Below are 15,609 nucleotides of genomic sequence, written 5' to 3'. Positions count from 1 at the left end.
ACAGGCCCTAAAAAAAGCGAACACAATAATCGTTTTTTTGCACTGTAATAAATAATGAAATTAGTTACACTAGGGTCAACTAATTTGAGGAGAGCGTTATGTTAACAGTAATTTTTGGCCGTGAAGGCTGCCCTTTTTGTGTTCGCGCTAAAGATGTTGCAGAGCAACTTGCTAATGACCGCGATGATTTTAAATACCGCTACATCGACATCATTAAAGAAGGTATCAGTAAAGAAGATTTAGAAAAGTCTGCAGGCAAGCCATGTCCGACTGTGCCACAAATTTTTGTAGACCAAACTCATATTGGTGGATTCACTGAATTTGAAGCTTATGCTAAAGAAAACCTAGGCCTTTACCAGTAAATTTGTAGGTATATTGTTAACCAGCTTAATTAACGCACAACTTGAGCTGGTTAAATTTCGACCAACATCAACCACATATAAATTAGTTGTAATTTATACAAGCATTTGCCTCGTATTTCCTATACAATGCGCGCCTCTTTAAATTCGTTGAGGCGTATTAATGTCAGAACCAGTCACGTTTGAATCTCTAAATCTTTCTCCTGCAATTTTAAAGGCAGTTGAAGAGTTGGGTTACAAGACACCATCTGAAATCCAAGCTCAATGTATACCGTTATTGCTAGAAAGAAAGGACGTACTGGGACTAGCACAAACGGGTACAGGTAAAACAGCAGCATTTGCACTGCCATTACTAAATAATATTGACCCGTCTGTGAAACAGCCACAGATCCTTGTACTCACACCAACCCGTGAGCTTGCGATCCAAGTAGCTGAGGCATTTGAACAATATGCAAAACACACTCGTGGTGTTGAAGTACTGGCACTATATGGTGGCCAGAGCTACAGCATCCAGTTGAGCGCACTTCGTCGTGGCGCACAGATTATTGTTGCTACACCGGGTCGTTTAATCGATCACATAAACCGTGGCACTATCAAGTTTGATGCTTTACAAGCACTTGTACTTGATGAAGCCGATGAAATGCTACGTATGGGCTTTATCGATGATGTTGAAAACATCATGGAAAAAACGCCGCGTGAAAAGCAAACATGTCTTTTCTCTGCGACTATGCCTAAGCAAATTCAAAACATCAGCAGCAAATATATGAACAATCCTGAACAGGTTCATATTTCTGCACGCAACTCAACTGTATCGTCAGTAGAGCAAGTGTTTTGGAATGCACACGTACATAAAAACAAAGCCATTGTTCGTTTCTTAGAAGCAGAACAATATGAAGGTGCTATTGTTTTCGTACGTACACGTAACGATACAGTTCAACTAGCTGAGTTATTAGAGCGCGAAGGTTTCTCTGCTGCTCCACTTAACGGTGACATGAACCAGCAAGCGCGTGAGCGCACAGTTGATCGTTTAAAAAGCGGCATGCTAAACGTTGTTATTGCAACAGACGTAGCGGCACGTGGTCTTGATGTAGACCGTTTAAGCTTAGTTATCAACTACGACATTCCACAAGATTCTGAAGCCTACGTTCACCGTATCGGCCGTACAGGTCGTGCTGGTCGTACTGGTAAAGCGATTCTTTTCGTTAAGCATAACGAGCGTTATTTACTTAAAAATATCATTCGTCATACTAAATCTGAAATCGCACAAGTTGAATTACCAACAGCTAAAGTTGTTGAAGAGAAACGTATTAATGCGCTTCAAGAAAAGCTTACGCTTGCACTTGAAAACAAAGATATTACTTTCTTTAACGAAGTGGCTGCCAATATGGCACAAAAACTTGAGCTTGCTCCTGAAGACTTAGCGGGTGCATTACTGTGTTTAGCACAGCAACAATCGCCAATTAAAGTTGAAGAAGTTAAGATTCAACCGCGTGAGCGTAACGAACGCAACCCTCGCAACGACCGTAATGATCGTGGTGACCGTGGTCGTCGTAACGAACGTGGCGGTGAGCGCGCTGAGCGTAAACCTCGCGAGCGTAATAGCCGTGATGCAGGTCCTATGGATACGTACCGTATCGAAGTAGGTCGTGAGCATGGTGTTCAGGTTAAGAACATTGTTGGTGCAATTGCTAACGAAGCTGACATTTCAAGCAAGTTTATTGGTGACATTCGTCTTCACGACAGTCACAGTACGGTACAATTGCCGCAAAACATGCCTAAAGATGTACTTGATCACTTCCAAAAAGTGTTTATTTGTAAACGCCCAATGGGTATGACATTAACACAAGATCAAGGTCCTTCTGAGCCACGCGGCGAGCGTTCTGAACGCCCTGCTGGTGACAAGAAGCGTAGCTTTAACAAAGAAGGCCAACGCCCTGATAAGCGTAGCGGTCCTCGTAAAGAACGTCGCCCAGTTAGCTTCACCGCTAAGTAAGCAACGATTCTTTAGTAAAAAAACCTTGCCACGAAAGTGCCAAGGTTTTTCTGTGCCTGGAATTCAGGTATCAGGTATCAGGTATCAGATTAGCTTAATCTTCGTAACGCACAGCCAACTTTTATCAGCTTTAAAGTGCAGTGTACCTACACCTCTTTGTAAATAATTCACTTAGCCCGTTCCCCGCAGCTCGTACCTCGAAGCCCGTACCCACTAGCCTTTGATATCTCAAGCTTCTTTGTAGAATAACAAAAAAGCCCCACCAGTTCATGGTGAGGCTTCTACTTTGTTATAGCGATTATATTTGTTAAGGCGCTACTGCTGGGTACACGTAGCTGGCATCAAGTCCTAATGGGATACCGAGTGCCCAGTAGCCTAGCAAAAAGATACTCCAGCCAATCATAAAGGCGATTGAATACGGTAGCATCATCGCGATAAGCGTACCTATGCCTGTGCCTTTAACGTATTTTTGACAGTACACCACCACCAGCGGGAAATATGGCATTAGCGGGGTGATAATATTAGAGCTAGAATCTCCCACACGGTACGCTGCTTGCGTTAAGTCTGGCGAAATACCGAGCTGCATTAGCATAGGTACAAATACCGGACCTAATAGTGCCCACTTAGCCGAGCTTGAACCAACAAACAAGTTTACAAAACCAGTTAGGAAAATAATCCCTACTACCGTTACAGAGCTCGGTAACTCCATTGCTTTTAATACTTGAGCCCCTTCAATTGCCAGTAAAGCACCTAGGTTTGATTTACTAAATGCAGCAATAAATAATGAACAAAAGAATGCCATAACAATGTAATACGCCATACCATTCATGGCTTTGCTCATCGCATCTATCATGTCTTTAGAGCTTTTAAAGGTGCCTACGGTAAAACCATATACTGCGCCTGGGATCCAAAACAGTAAGAAGATTAGCGGCACTATTGACTGCATTAGAGGTGAACTAAAGTTTGTTAAAGAGCCATCGCTGCTGCGCATCGCTGAATCAGCGGGTGCAGATACATACGCTAATAATGCAATACCTGCAATCATTACGGTACTGGCAATAAGAAATGCACGTTTTTCGTCACTACGAGCATCTTCAAATGCTGGTAGGTCTTGAGTTTCACCATCTACTGGTGAATTTTTTAAACGTGGTTCAATAATTTTATCGGTGATATACCAACCTAGCATCACAATAAATAAGCTTGATGCTGAAGCAAAGCCCCAGTTATTAAGCGGGTTAATGCTCATTGTTGGATTAATAATTTGTGCTGCACTTTGGGTAAAGCTTTGCAGTAATGGGTCAATCCCAGATGGGATAAAGTTAGCGCCAAAGCCACCACTTACCCCGGCAAATGCGGCTGCAATACCGGCAAGCGGATGACGACCAGCTGCAAAAAATATTACCCCAGCAAGAGGAATAACTAGCACATATCCTGCATCGGTAGCCGTATGGCTCACAATAGCCACTAAAATAATTGAGGGTGTTAGTAATTTTTTAGGCGTTACTTTGAGCATTAATTTAAGGCCGGTATTAATAAAGCCCGAATGCTCTGCAACGCCCACACCCAGCATAGCAACCAGTACGACACCCAGTGGCGCAAAACCGGTGAATGTTTTTACCATAGAAGATAAAAAAGTAGCCAACGAATCGCTGGCAAGCATGTTATTGATGATAATGGCTTAGCCAGTACGAGGGTCTATTGCATCAAACGTGACGCTTGAAAACCACCAAGACAAAAACCAAATTAATAACATGGCAAACAAAAAGATAATTGCTGGATCAGGAAGCTTATTACCTACCCGCTCAACAAAATTTAAAAATCGCGCAACTATGCCCGTTGGCATTGTCGCATCATTATTGTTATTCATTTCACTTGTTCCCTAGAATTTAGACTACGCTACTTTAGCGTATCTAAGGAATGAGGTAAATTTTAACTGAATAAACAAGTTCTTTTTTAGGCACAAAAAAACGCGGCTCAGTGGCCGCGCTATTATTAATGAATAAAAAAAGCTTATGCGAGTGCTTTTACTTCATCCCATATTCTTACTACGAGTGCTTTATCGTCTTCATTAAGTTCGCCGTTGCGATAAGCTTTTACTAAGCTTTTTTCAACCGTGTCGTTTAGTTCTGCAACGTCTAGATTTAATTCTTCAACTTGTGCATAACCTACGGCTAAATCAAAGTGGCCGCGTAAATAACCGCCGGCAAATAACTCGTCATCGGTGGCTTTTATCACTAAATCATCAAAATATTGCTGCGCAGCATCTATGTAATTTACTAAACTCATGTGTTACTTCTCCTCTGGGTGCAGCCCATCTTGATGACCTACTGCATACATAATATGGTCGTTAAACCCACTGGTTACACGGATATAACCGCTTAATTCATCATCTAATTTGCTATCACCGGTATCACAAATCAGCGGTCGGCCATTTAAAGCCTGTAATTTTGTTTTTGTAGCCACAACAATAATATTATCGCGGCCTATCGCTTTAATTAACGCAGGACTGAGTTGTTGATTGCCTCGACCAAAAATATGCCCTTGGCCGCCAATTAGAGTAATCACTAACTTTGTTTCATGTCCTGTCGTAAGTTCAAGAAGTTGCTGGGCTGTTAGGTCTTGGCCTACTAAGGCTTGATCTTCAACTAAATCAACACCGAGTAAGGTATTTTCAAGCCCCATTTCTTCCATCACCGCACCAACGGTAGAGCCACTGCCCATAACATAGAGGGTATCGGCATCCATTTCACTAACGACATAAGCAGCTATATCTGCTAGCACCAGCTCGTCAGTTTCTTTACCGCCATTTTTAACCGCTTGTACATAGCGCACTTCACTTGGCACTTGCATTTCACCATAACGTTTTGCTTTTACTGTTCCTTGGCGAAAAGCTACTTCATCAATGTCCATCACATCAGCCTCGCTTAATGTTACCAGCTCACCTTTAACTAACATTTCAACTACGCGGCCTGCGGCTTTTGGCGTAATGGCATATACCCCTGAGTGAATTTTACACCCTGCTGGAATGCCCAACACGGGTACCGAGTCTTCTACAGCATGGCAAATGTTGCGCGCCGTTCCGTCGCCACCAGCAAATAAGATTAAATCAACACCTTGTTGCTGTAATAAACGAGCTGCAGCTTCGGTATCGTCACTGGTTGTGGGTGAGTTACTTTGATATACCACTTGCGTATTAAAGCCCAGCGCTTTTGCTGTTTGCTCCCCCATTTCATCATTAACAGTATAAATAGTAATGTTTGATTGATGAGGTACCAGCACTTCAAGTGCAGCTTTAGTGCGGCTATTTGACTTAGGCTCTGCACCTAATGCGATTGCTTTAGCAGCGGTGTCTTCGCCATCACTGCCCTTTAGCGCCACACTACCACCGAGTCCTGCGACCGGATTTACAATCAACCCTAACTTAAACTGCATCTTTTAGCTCCTCGGGAGAATGCCATGAAAACTGCGCAGCATGTAATGGCCACGTGGTGTTATAAAATTTACACAGTGCTTTTAATAATAAGGTTGTTCTTGGGTTAAACCCGTTTTGCAACAACTCTAATAACTTTGCATGAACACGCGATTGAAACGCAAATCGACAAGTTTGCTCACCATTTAAATTATCTACCGATACGTTAAAATCAAACCCAGCAGCCACACTCAGTGCCCACTCTATTGCTTGAGGTTTTACCTCTACTGATTCAAACTCCGCTTGCTGTGAAGCATCGCGCCCATCAGGGCAATACCAATAACCATAATCTTCAACTAAGCGGCGCTGAGAACCTGCCACTAACCAATGGGCTATTTCATGCAATGCACTGGCATAAAAACCATGGGCAAACACAATTTGATGATACGGGGTTATATCATTTGCGGGAATGTAAATAGGCTCATGCTCACCTTTTACCAAACGCGTGTTATAGCTTTGGTAAAAAGTGTGTTCGAAAATAGAAATTAGATCAGCTACTTGGTGCATAAATACTTCGTATACTCGTTTGAACCCGATGCTTTAAAGACAGATGAAATTAGTATAAAGCACACTAAAAACGAAGCGAATTGTACGTACTTTTATCTACAAAGTAAAAAACAAGCGATTAAAAACATTGTTAGCGCCAAGCGATTTAATTTTAACGCTTTAACCATCACCGATTACTGCTAGGTTATATATTTAGAAATATCGACTTCATCTATTTGTTCAGCATTGAGATAACGCTTAGCATAATCAAGATAAATACCTGAACTTAAAAATAATTCAAATACGGCTTTATCAACATGATGATCGGCCACCATTTTAGCTAATATACCAATGGACTCACTAAGTGTTTTTGCCTTTTTATAGGGCCTGTCGGCTGCTGTTAATGCTTCAAAAATGTCAGCAAGTACCAGCACCCGTTCAGGTATCGATAAATCATCGGCACTTAGTTTACGAGGATAGCCAGTTCCTTTTAATGTTTCATGGTGAGTAGAGGCAAAACGCGGGACACGCTCCAACTCTTTAGGAAATGGTAATGTATCGAGCATACGTATGGTACTTATAATATGCTCATTAATTTTAAACCTATCTTCTGCGGTAAGGGTGCCTCTAGAAGTTTGTAAATTATAAAGCTCCCCTAAATTATATTTATATTTACACGGAGCAATTTTTATTCCTAAACGCTCGTCATATTCAATCGGTTTATCATGAGGAATTAAATGCCAAGGCTTATCGCTGAGTAGCTTTTCAGTAGCAGGCAGCGTGTCACTCGTTTGTGCATAGCGATACATTTCGACAGGTGAAAGCCCTAGCTTATCGTCAAAGTGCCGCACCCAAGTAACATTGCTTAGCAAGGTTAAACGCTCAAGCGAGGCTGCTGTGATTTTTTCGCCGCCAATATTACACTGTGCAATAAAGGCAAAATCGTCCAACAACTGTTGATGTTTAGCCGCCAACTGCTTAGCTAGCTCACTCTGATTTTTTGGGGTTTGTTGCAATGACTTGTAGTAATCAAGCTCGGCATCTCGCCAAAGGACTTCAAACCGTGTTCTTACTTCATGAATACGATTATAAATCACTTCCAACTTAGTGCCTTTATCGACAATGTGCTCTGGAGTAGTTATTTTACCGCAATCATGTAACCAAGCAGCTAAGCTAAACTCTTCAATCTCCTCATCACTTTTAAATTTAAACGTTTGAAAGGCAGGTAACTCTGATTCTGAAGCGGCTTTAGCAAGCTTAATACCGAGCTCAGGAACACGTTCGCAGTGTCCCGCAGTGTAGGGAGACTTATCATCAATTGCTTGAGCTATAAGCTCAACAAACGAAGCCATGAGTGCTTTTTGGCTTTCTTCGTGTTGTTGTATCGACTTGCTCATTTCGACCATAGAGCTGGCTAAAGTATTAATTTCTTTAATATGACTTTTTAAGGTTGAGACTTGCTTAAACTGACGATTTTTAATTTTATTATTTTCACCCACCAGCGTTTTAATTGGGGTAACAATGGGGGATGCAAAAAGCCAAGATACCGGCAGCATCATGATAAAACAAGCAACAGTAATTATTATCGAAAGCCTGATTTTCTCATGCGTTGAGCTCAACACATTATCTTTAGATACCATAATGGCTAAATAGCCCGTGCTAGCGAAAGCTAGATAATCAGACAAAGGTTTAATAAAAATGTACTGCTCTTTGCCATTAATAATTACTAACTGCAATTTGGAAAAGTGACGTTCATCGGCTAATAAAGTAACTAAAGGCTCATAGGGAACCGTACCAACAATTTTAGACTTTTTCACTGGGTGAGTATTAAGCCATTTATCACTGAGTTGCTGCTTAAATTCAATCGGTAATTGCGCGGCCGCATAATTGAATAAATTTTTAAGTGGCTCATCATGATGATGAAAAAGGAGGTGGTAATTACTGGGGAAATACGCCGCACTTTTTTTATCTAGTGGGTTATAGCGAACCCCCTTAATAAAGAATTGTTGTTGGGTATATTGTAATACCGCTTTACTATCTATTCCTGCATAGACCTCACCGTTGGCAACACGGATCAACAATTCTTTTGTATTAGGGACAGTCACTAAATTCAGTTCTGGAAAGTGAATGCGAAGTATATTAGCAATTGCCCATCCTTCTCCTACTGCAACTGACTTACCTACAAGTTGCTGCATGCTTGTAATTGGTGGGTTGCTTTGTTTATTTATAATATTTAATGGTAAGGAAGTTATCGGCGCACTGAGCTTACCTAAGGTGGTGTTTGATTTTGTTTTTAGTACCGGGTGGAGTATATCAATCTGTTTGCTTTCAAATAAATCTAGCAATTCTTGCCAACTAAGTCCATTAACATAATTTATCTTAATACCCAGTAGCTGCGCAATCGCATTGATATATTCAATACTGTAGCCATTGGGCGTACCACTAACGCTAAAATCCATAGGGGCCCAATTTGTTTCGTTTGATACTGTAATAGTCGGATATTGTGCAATTACTTTTTGCTGCTGCTCGCTTAGCGTTAATCGATTCAAACTTTTATTATTATCAACATTTACCTCTTGATTTGAAGCAACAATCTCTCCTTCTCGATTATATATAAATAACTGCGCAGAGTTATGCATACCTAACTGCTGCTGTTGTGTTATTAAGTAATTAGAAATATTATCGACCATAACTCCAAGAGCTAACACATGGTCTTTGCCTTTGGTTTTAATTGAGTAGGTTTGCCCTGGAGTTTGTAAATGCGTGAATAAGTAAGGTTTAGTTTTATTAACCTGCTTTGAGTTTGCTTGTTTAAACCAGGTTTGCTCTCGGGGATCAAAAAACGTCGGTTTATTGGTTTTTTTTCTTAGGTTAAAATCTGCATCAAAGTAATACCTGTGCTCTATCCTTTGGCCTTCTTCACTTTTAATATGGATCACAACCCATCGGTCATTATCAACCGTATTTAAACGTTCTCTAACTATTTTGCCACTTTCAAGGTTAATAAGCTCATAAAAGTCCCCGTTGTTATAGCCCATAAAAAAAGCATAAAACAAAGGGTTCAATTCCATTATTTCGCTTAGTACATTACGCAACTCTGTTTTATCTGAAAAGTTATCACCCACTATTGAGGTATTTTTAACCATCATATTTAAGCTGTTTTCTGATTTCTCATTGACGCGTGTTAGGTAATCAGCAACAGATTGGGTGGTCATATTGAAATGCTGCAAGTTAGACTCCAACGCCATTTTTTCGCTGAAGTAATACTGTAAGCTCGTAGCTATAATGGCGGTAATAGACGTCGCTAATACAAATACCGCCACAACCGTTAAACGAATAGAAAAGCGTACTGTTCTTTTTAACTTATTTAACGCTTTAAATATCATTGAACTTTCCTTGGAGCACTTTTAAGAGCAGTAAATAAAGGGGATTGAATATTGCTAAAAACAATGTTCATAATCCAAATGGTTATTAATTTGAACTAAAATAATATTAGTCATAAAATCAAAAATATAAAACTTTATGCACTTATTTACTGATCACTTAATTACCCTTACCATACACCAACCAAAAACCTAAATTGACTCACTCTTATGGTTAAACAACACAGCTCTTTTTCGTGGCTATTTATCTCTTTTACTTTTTTAACACTGTTGGCTACTTCTGCCAGCAGTTATGCAAAAAGCATAAGTATTAACGTATTTGCTATTCCTTCTAAGCCTATCGTTGAGCTAGTCGCTAACACCAGCGATGAATTGGCTACGCACCAAATTACTACGTTTTACCAACAAGGGTTACCCGTGCATGCCACCTTGTATTTAACTGATTACCCATTTGAAGCACAAAACGAAATTAAGCAAATGGTAGAGCGTATTGCCAAAGAACATCAGTCGTTTGAGATAAAAGCCAATGGATTTAGTGTGTCACCAAGTAATTGGGCATTTATAAAATTAGAAAAATCATATCAGTTACAACGCTTAGCCGATGAGGTTACCCTTAAGCTTGAGCCGCTTCGCGATCATCAAGCGCTAGTGCCAAGTTGGGTAAAGCATTACCCTAATAAACTCGTGGCTTTTGAACGTTATGGCAGCCCAAATGTATTTCAGAATTTTCAGCCGCATTTAACCCTACTTGCAAATGAGCAAAACCCTGCATTGGATGCGTTTAATAAAGTCATGCAAGCTGAGCCACCGCAAGCACAAGGGGAAATAATTGGGATTGGAATTGGAGTGTCTGATCAGTTTGGTCAACAAAAAGAAATACTCGCTAAGTACTTTTTTGATGCCAAATAAATAGTTAATAACAGGGCTAATTACATACTTTGTAATTAATGTTTATGGGTTTGTGGTTAGCTTATCTGTTAAATGTTTTTTAAGTATGCGGGTGTTACGCGTATTTGCTTTAAACATGGCATCAAAAATATCTCCAAAAAATGGAATGAGCCCGCCAACAAAATCAATCAACATATTTATAATAATACGGCTTTTTACTCGCTTGCTAACACCTAAGCGCTGCGCTTCAATTAGTACATAGCCAGATAAAATAAGTCCTGCTAAATCACCTATCACAGGTAAAAGCCCAATCAGCGACTCTGCACCAAATTTAAATTTAGTAAACGGAATACCAATGCTGCTATCGGTAAAGCGGCTAAACTCTTCGAGTCGTTTTATGGTGGCTTTATATTCAGCTTGTGTAACGTGAGATTGATTATTTTTTTGCATACTAACAGCTCTCTTATTTTTAGGTGCGCTGAGCACATTTAAATTATTGAGCGGCAATAAAGATGTATAGCCTGTATATACTAAACGCACTATTGCCCGTTTAGTATAGTTTTAAACGTAAGGCGCTTAAATAGCGCCTTTAATTGGCCCATGTTCGTGGTTTACATGTGGGTTTTGACCGCGTTGACGAAGTAAATGATCCATTAAAGTAATAGCCATCATTGCCTCAGCAATCGGAATAGCACGAATGCCTACACAAGGATCGTGACGACCTTTAGTGATCATCTCAACCGCTTCATTTTCGGTATTAATACTATTACCGGGAATAGTAATACTTGATGTTGGCTTAAGCGCAATTGATGCGATTATATCTTGCCCCGTTGAAATACCTGCAAGCACGCCGCCGGCATGATTTGAGGTAAACCCATCAGGGGTTAACTCATCACGATGCTCAGAGCCTTTTTGCTCGACTACATCAAAGCCATCGCCAATTTCAACGCCTTTAACAGCATTAATACTCATTAATGAATGTGCAAGTTCGGCATCTAGCCTATCAAATACTGGCTCACCTAATCCAACTGGTACATTTTTAGCCACTACTTTTACTTTGGCACCCACTGAGTCGCCTTGCTTTTTTAGCTCGCGCATATATTCATCAAGTGCTTCAAGCTTACTTGTATCTGGGAAGAAAAATAAATTGTTTTCCACTTCGTCCCAATCGTAGTTTTCGGCTTTTATTGGCCCTAATTGGCTCAAGCATGCTTTAACTTCAATACCATGAAACTGTTTTAAATACTTTTTAGCAATGGCGCCTGCGGCAACCCGAATAGCGGTTTCGCGCGCAGATGAGCGGCCACCACCACGGTAATCGCGTAGGCCGTACTTGTGCCAGTAGGTATAGTCACCGTGACCTGGACGAAATACGTCTTTAATTTTGCCATAATCTTGTGAGCGTTGATCGGTATTTTCAATTAATAAACCAATACTGGTACCTGTGGTTTTACCTTCAAAAACGCCCGCTAAAATTTTAATTTGATCGCTCTCACGGCGCTGCGTGGTATAGCGACTTTGTCCAGGCTTTCGACGATCTAAATCGTGTTGTATGTCGGCCTCTGTTATCTCAAGGCCTGCGGGCGTGCCATCCACTACGCCGCCTAATGCAACGCCGTGGCTTTCGCCAAAGGTGGACACTTTAAATAACTGCCCTATGCTATTACCTGCCATTAACTTTCCTCATTCCTAATGACTTATAGCCGAGAATTAACTCGGCTATTGTTTTGCCCAGCCATTTGGGATGAATGGCTAGTATTAATTATTACTGTGCAAAGTAGGCATCTAGTTGTTGCTTGCTAATAACAAACACACCTAATCCGCCTTGTTCAAACTCAATCCATTCAAATGGTGCGCCTGGATACAGTGCATCCATATGTACCATAGAGTTACCTACTTCGACAAATAACAAACCGTTATCTGTTAGATGCTCACTAGCTTGATCTAAAATAGTACGTGTTACATCAAGGCCATCGTGACCCGATGCTAACCCAAGCTCTGGCTCGTGGTGGAACTCACGTGGTAGATCAGCCATATCTTCAGCATCAACATACGGTGGGTTTGCTACGATTAAGTCGTATTTTTGCCCAGGCACACCACTGAATACGTCAGACTGAATCGGTAATACGCGGTCACTTAGTTGATAGTCAGTGATATTAATATCAGCCACTTCAAGCGCTTCATAGGATATATCAACCGCATCTACTTGCGCATTTTCGAATGCTTGTGCCAATGCAATCGCAATACAACCCGATCCCGTACATAAATCTAAAATACGCCCTACTGACTCTGGCTGCTCTAGCCAAGGTGTAAAACGATTATTAATAAGCTCAGCAAAAGGCGAGCGAGGAATTAATACACGTTCATCCACATAAAATGGCATATTGGCAAACCATGCAATGTTGGTCAGGTATGGAACTGGGGTAAAATCGTTAATGCGCTCGGCAATTAAGCCTGCTAAACGGTTTTTTTCAGTGCTGGTTAAACGGGCATGCATCAGCTCTTTGGGTGCATCAATTGGCAAGCTAAGTGCTGGTAATAACAAACTTACCGCTTCATCCCATGCGTTATCGGTGCCATGACCAAAGAAAATACCGCTACTTGCAAATTGACTTGTCGTCCAACGAAGCCAATCGTGTAAGGTTGAAAGTTCTGCAACAGCTTCATCCAGGGTTGCTTCTTCTATTAGTAATTCACTCATCAGTATTATCTGCCTGCTACTTTCAAAAAATTAACTCAATCGGGGCACACTATGGGCCCCATGATTGCCCTATTGTATACCCAAGCCACCTCTAGGTGCGAGTGACAGTTAGAATTAAAAGTAATTTAAACAAGGCATTGATTGCAAGTGTAATAGTCACTCTGTTGTTCAAATCAATAACGCAGTATAAATCGCTTTTAAACTAACCTTATTGGCGCCGTACTATGCACCTCAAAGCTGCTTGGGTATCACACCTTTTTACTCGATTTTTACCACTTTTTTGTTTAGACTGCCGCTATGAAAAAAGATCCACACTCAAACAATCTAATTAGCCCTGATGACATTGACTTGTTTCGTCAAAGTATCAGCGGTGCGCGCGTGTTCAAACAAGACACTCACCGTTTTAGTAATAAACCTAAAGTGTCACAAGCGAAGCAATTTGCCCAGCAAAAAAAGCAACAACAATCAGAATTTTTCTTTTCTGATGAATATGTGCCCGATATAGACACTAACGGTACTGTTAATTATGTGCAACAGGGTCAGGATCGTTTTTTAGCGAAACAACTACGCCGAGGGGATTTTATACCTGATTTAACCCTCGATCTGCATGGCTTAAATAAAGAAGTAGCCAAAGATGAACTCGCAGGGCTTATTCATGAGTGTAAAAAAAAGCATTACTACTGCGCCTGTGTTGTACACGGAATTGGCGGCCATATCCTCAGGCATAAAGTGCCGCAATATTTAGTGCAGCACCCCGACGTTATTGCTATGCATCAAGCACCACTTGAATATGGCGGTAAAGGTGCAGTACTCATATTAATTAACTTACCGCAAAGTGATGAGTTTAGACGCTAATCAATAAGAGCCCTTTAGTGCATATATTTTCGATTATATTCCCGCTGATTTTTATTGTGCTATGTGGCTATATTGCTAGTCGCAGTGGCTTTTTAGAGCGCATCCACATAGCGGGGTTAAGCAAGTTTACTTTTTATATTAGTGTGCCGAGCTTTTTATTTTTAAATATGGCCAAAGCAGACTTACAAACCAGTGTCAGCTTAAATGGTTTTTTAAGTTTTTACATTCCCGTTATTTTAATTTACTTTCTTGCCCTGGTTATTGACCGCTATATTCTCTCTAAACACCCTCAATACGAGCGTCACAGTGTGTTTGCCCTTGGCAGTAGTTATTCAAACACTGTATTAGTGGGCTTGCCGATTATTATTGCCGCATTAGGCGAGCAAATGATGGGCATTATTTTTATGATCATTACCTTTCATAGCGCGTTATTGTTCACCCTTACTTTTTTAATTAGTGCAAACAGCGCCAGTCATGTGTTTTCCTGGTCAGCATTTGCCAAGAATATGCTACTCAATCCAGTGGTGTTAAGTATTAGCACTGGTTTATTGGTTAATTTGGCAGGGGTTACTTTATTTGCTGATTTAACTAATGGCTTAGCACTTTTAGCTAAACCTGCAATTGCCTGTGCGTTATTTGTTTTGGGCGCCAACTTAGCCTTTTATAAAGTTAGCGATAACTGGCAAGCAGCAGCTATTGCCAGCCTATTAAAATTAGTCATATTACCTGCCTTGGTGTTATTGCTAGGCACACACGTATTTGCACTTAATGAGTCACTGTTAAAAGTACTGGTACTATTAAGTGCATCGCCATTAGGCGTTAATGCCTATTTAATTGCATGCCAAATTAAGCAACATCAAGATACCCTAGCCAGTGCAGTGGTTTTATCTACAGTATTAAGTGTGCTGAGTTTTAGTGTATGGTTAACCATTTTACTTTAGATATATGCCTAACCACGTTTTATTGTCAGGCTTTAAGCTGGGGAGATTCGTAGTTTATACGGTTACATTAGCTGGCGCATCTATAGTGATGTAATCACTTTTATGGCTCACTTCATTGTAACTAATTTGGGCAACAGCACCAGTATTAAAAATTGGCATATTACCCGGGCACAGTTGGTCAACCAAATAGCTCACTATGGGCATATGGGCAACTACAAGCCAGGTATCGCATTCGGGGTGAAGCGCAATTAGCGTTTCTAAATAATCTGCGGCAACCTGGGGGTTCCCATCAGGAATAAAATCGTGACAGGTTTCTTCAAATAAAAAGTGATTACTTTTTTTAACAGCCTCGGCCGTTTGCTGCGCTCTAACATAGGGACTAACTAACAAGCCACTGGGAGCGTGCATTTTTTGCAACCATAAACCCATCTTTTCAGCTTGTTGCTGACCCACAGAAGTCAAATTTCTACTGACATCATCAGCCTGCATAGGTATTGCTTCACCATGACGCATTATCAAGATTGTTTTCATAAA

Annotated in this window: 13 protein-coding genes and 1 pseudogene; 5 read left to right on the top strand and 9 right to left on the bottom strand. The window is 40.7% G+C overall.

The window, feature by feature from the left end:
- The first annotated feature begins 98 nt into the window (after nt 1-98).
- Together P20439_RS10475 and P20439_RS10470 are read left to right on the top strand one after the other, a co-directional pair.
- Complete coding sequence (locus tag P20439_RS10475; protein WP_008114535.1) at nt 99-362, top strand: GrxA family glutaredoxin; 264 nt, start codon at nt 99-101, stop codon at nt 360-362.
- A 160-nt stretch (nt 363-522) separates the two neighbouring features.
- Nucleotides 523-2,352 (top strand): DEAD/DEAH box helicase, encoded by a 1,830-nt coding sequence (locus P20439_RS10470; RefSeq protein WP_008466685.1) that lies wholly within the window; start codon nt 523-525, stop codon nt 2,350-2,352.
- Nucleotides 2,353-2,659: 307 nt separating this feature from the next.
- Here P20439_RS10470 and P20439_RS10465 read toward each other — a convergent pair.
- The 5 genes and pseudogenes from P20439_RS10465 to P20439_RS10435 form a co-directional block, all read right to left on the bottom strand.
- Nucleotides 2,660-4,219: pseudogene (locus tag P20439_RS10465) on the bottom strand (AbgT family transporter).
- 143 nt (nt 4,220-4,362) lie between these two features.
- Entirely contained in the window at nt 4,363-4,638 is a 276-nt protein-coding gene (locus P20439_RS10455) for a YfcL family protein (protein ID WP_008114527.1), read from the bottom strand.
- Between the two features lie 3 nt (nt 4,639-4,641).
- Nucleotides 4,642-5,784 (bottom strand): ATP-NAD kinase family protein, encoded by a 1,143-nt coding sequence (locus P20439_RS10450; protein WP_008466683.1) that lies wholly within the window; start codon nt 5,782-5,784, stop codon nt 4,642-4,644.
- Nucleotides 5,774-6,328: an elongation factor P hydroxylase gene (locus P20439_RS10445; RefSeq protein WP_008466682.1), complete on the bottom strand. Its 555-nt coding sequence runs from the start codon at nt 6,326-6,328 to the stop codon at nt 5,774-5,776. Before P20439_RS10445 ends, P20439_RS10450 begins: the two co-directional genes overlap by 11 nt.
- 179 nt (nt 6,329-6,507) lie before the next feature.
- Nucleotides 6,508-9,693 carry an HD domain-containing phosphohydrolase gene (locus P20439_RS10435; RefSeq protein ID WP_008466681.1) on the bottom strand — a complete coding sequence of 1,062 codons (3,186 nt, stop codon included), beginning with the start codon at nt 9,691-9,693 and terminating at the stop codon, nt 6,508-6,510.
- A 207-nt stretch (nt 9,694-9,900) separates the two neighbouring features.
- On the opposite strand from P20439_RS10435, the gene P20439_RS10430 reads away from it, so the two are divergent.
- The gene (locus tag P20439_RS10430) at nt 9,901-10,599 is read left to right on the top strand and encodes a 2'-5' RNA ligase family protein (RefSeq protein WP_008466680.1); all 699 of its coding nucleotides are present in this window, start codon (nt 9,901-9,903) and stop codon (nt 10,597-10,599) included.
- Between the two features lie 42 nt (nt 10,600-10,641).
- Here P20439_RS10430 and P20439_RS10425 read toward each other — a convergent pair whose 3' ends face one another.
- The 3 genes from P20439_RS10425 to prmB form a co-directional block, all read right to left on the bottom strand.
- Nucleotides 10,642-11,028: a DUF4112 domain-containing protein gene (locus tag P20439_RS10425; RefSeq protein ID WP_036933613.1), complete on the bottom strand. Its 387-nt coding sequence runs from the start codon at nt 11,026-11,028 to the stop codon at nt 10,642-10,644.
- Between the two features lie 126 nt (nt 11,029-11,154).
- Nucleotides 11,155-12,252 carry a chorismate synthase gene (gene aroC, locus P20439_RS10420; RefSeq protein ID WP_008114519.1) on the bottom strand — a complete coding sequence of 366 codons (1,098 nt, stop codon included), beginning with the start codon at nt 12,250-12,252 and terminating at the stop codon, nt 11,155-11,157.
- Nucleotides 12,253-12,343: 91 nt separating this feature from the next.
- Complete coding sequence (gene prmB / locus P20439_RS10415) at nt 12,344-13,279, bottom strand: 50S ribosomal protein L3 N(5)-glutamine methyltransferase (protein WP_008466678.1); 936 nt, start codon at nt 13,277-13,279, stop codon at nt 12,344-12,346.
- Between the two features lie 297 nt (nt 13,280-13,576).
- On the opposite strand from prmB, the gene smrB reads away from it, so the two are divergent.
- Nucleotides 13,577-14,134 (top strand): endonuclease SmrB, encoded by a 558-nt coding sequence (gene smrB / locus P20439_RS10410; RefSeq protein ID WP_008114517.1) that lies wholly within the window; start codon nt 13,577-13,579, stop codon nt 14,132-14,134.
- A gap of 17 nt (nt 14,135-14,151) precedes the next feature.
- The gene (locus tag P20439_RS10405) at nt 14,152-15,075 is read left to right on the top strand and encodes an AEC family transporter (protein WP_008114516.1); all 924 of its coding nucleotides are present in this window, start codon (nt 14,152-14,154) and stop codon (nt 15,073-15,075) included.
- A 54-nt stretch (nt 15,076-15,129) separates the two neighbouring features.
- On the opposite strand, the gene sixA is transcribed toward P20439_RS10405, so the two are convergent.
- The gene (gene sixA, locus P20439_RS10400) at nt 15,130-15,606 is read right to left on the bottom strand and encodes a phosphohistidine phosphatase SixA (RefSeq protein ID WP_008466677.1); all 477 of its coding nucleotides are present in this window, start codon (nt 15,604-15,606) and stop codon (nt 15,130-15,132) included.
- Nucleotides 15,607-15,609: the final 3 nt, after the last annotated feature.

This window comes from Pseudoalteromonas sp. BSi20439 (genome assembly GCF_000241165.1).
Taxonomy (GTDB): Bacteria; Pseudomonadota; Gammaproteobacteria; order Enterobacterales; family Alteromonadaceae; genus Pseudoalteromonas.
The sequence above is the reverse complement of the archived record's forward strand: the minus strand, read 5'-3'. Positions and strand labels throughout refer to the sequence as shown.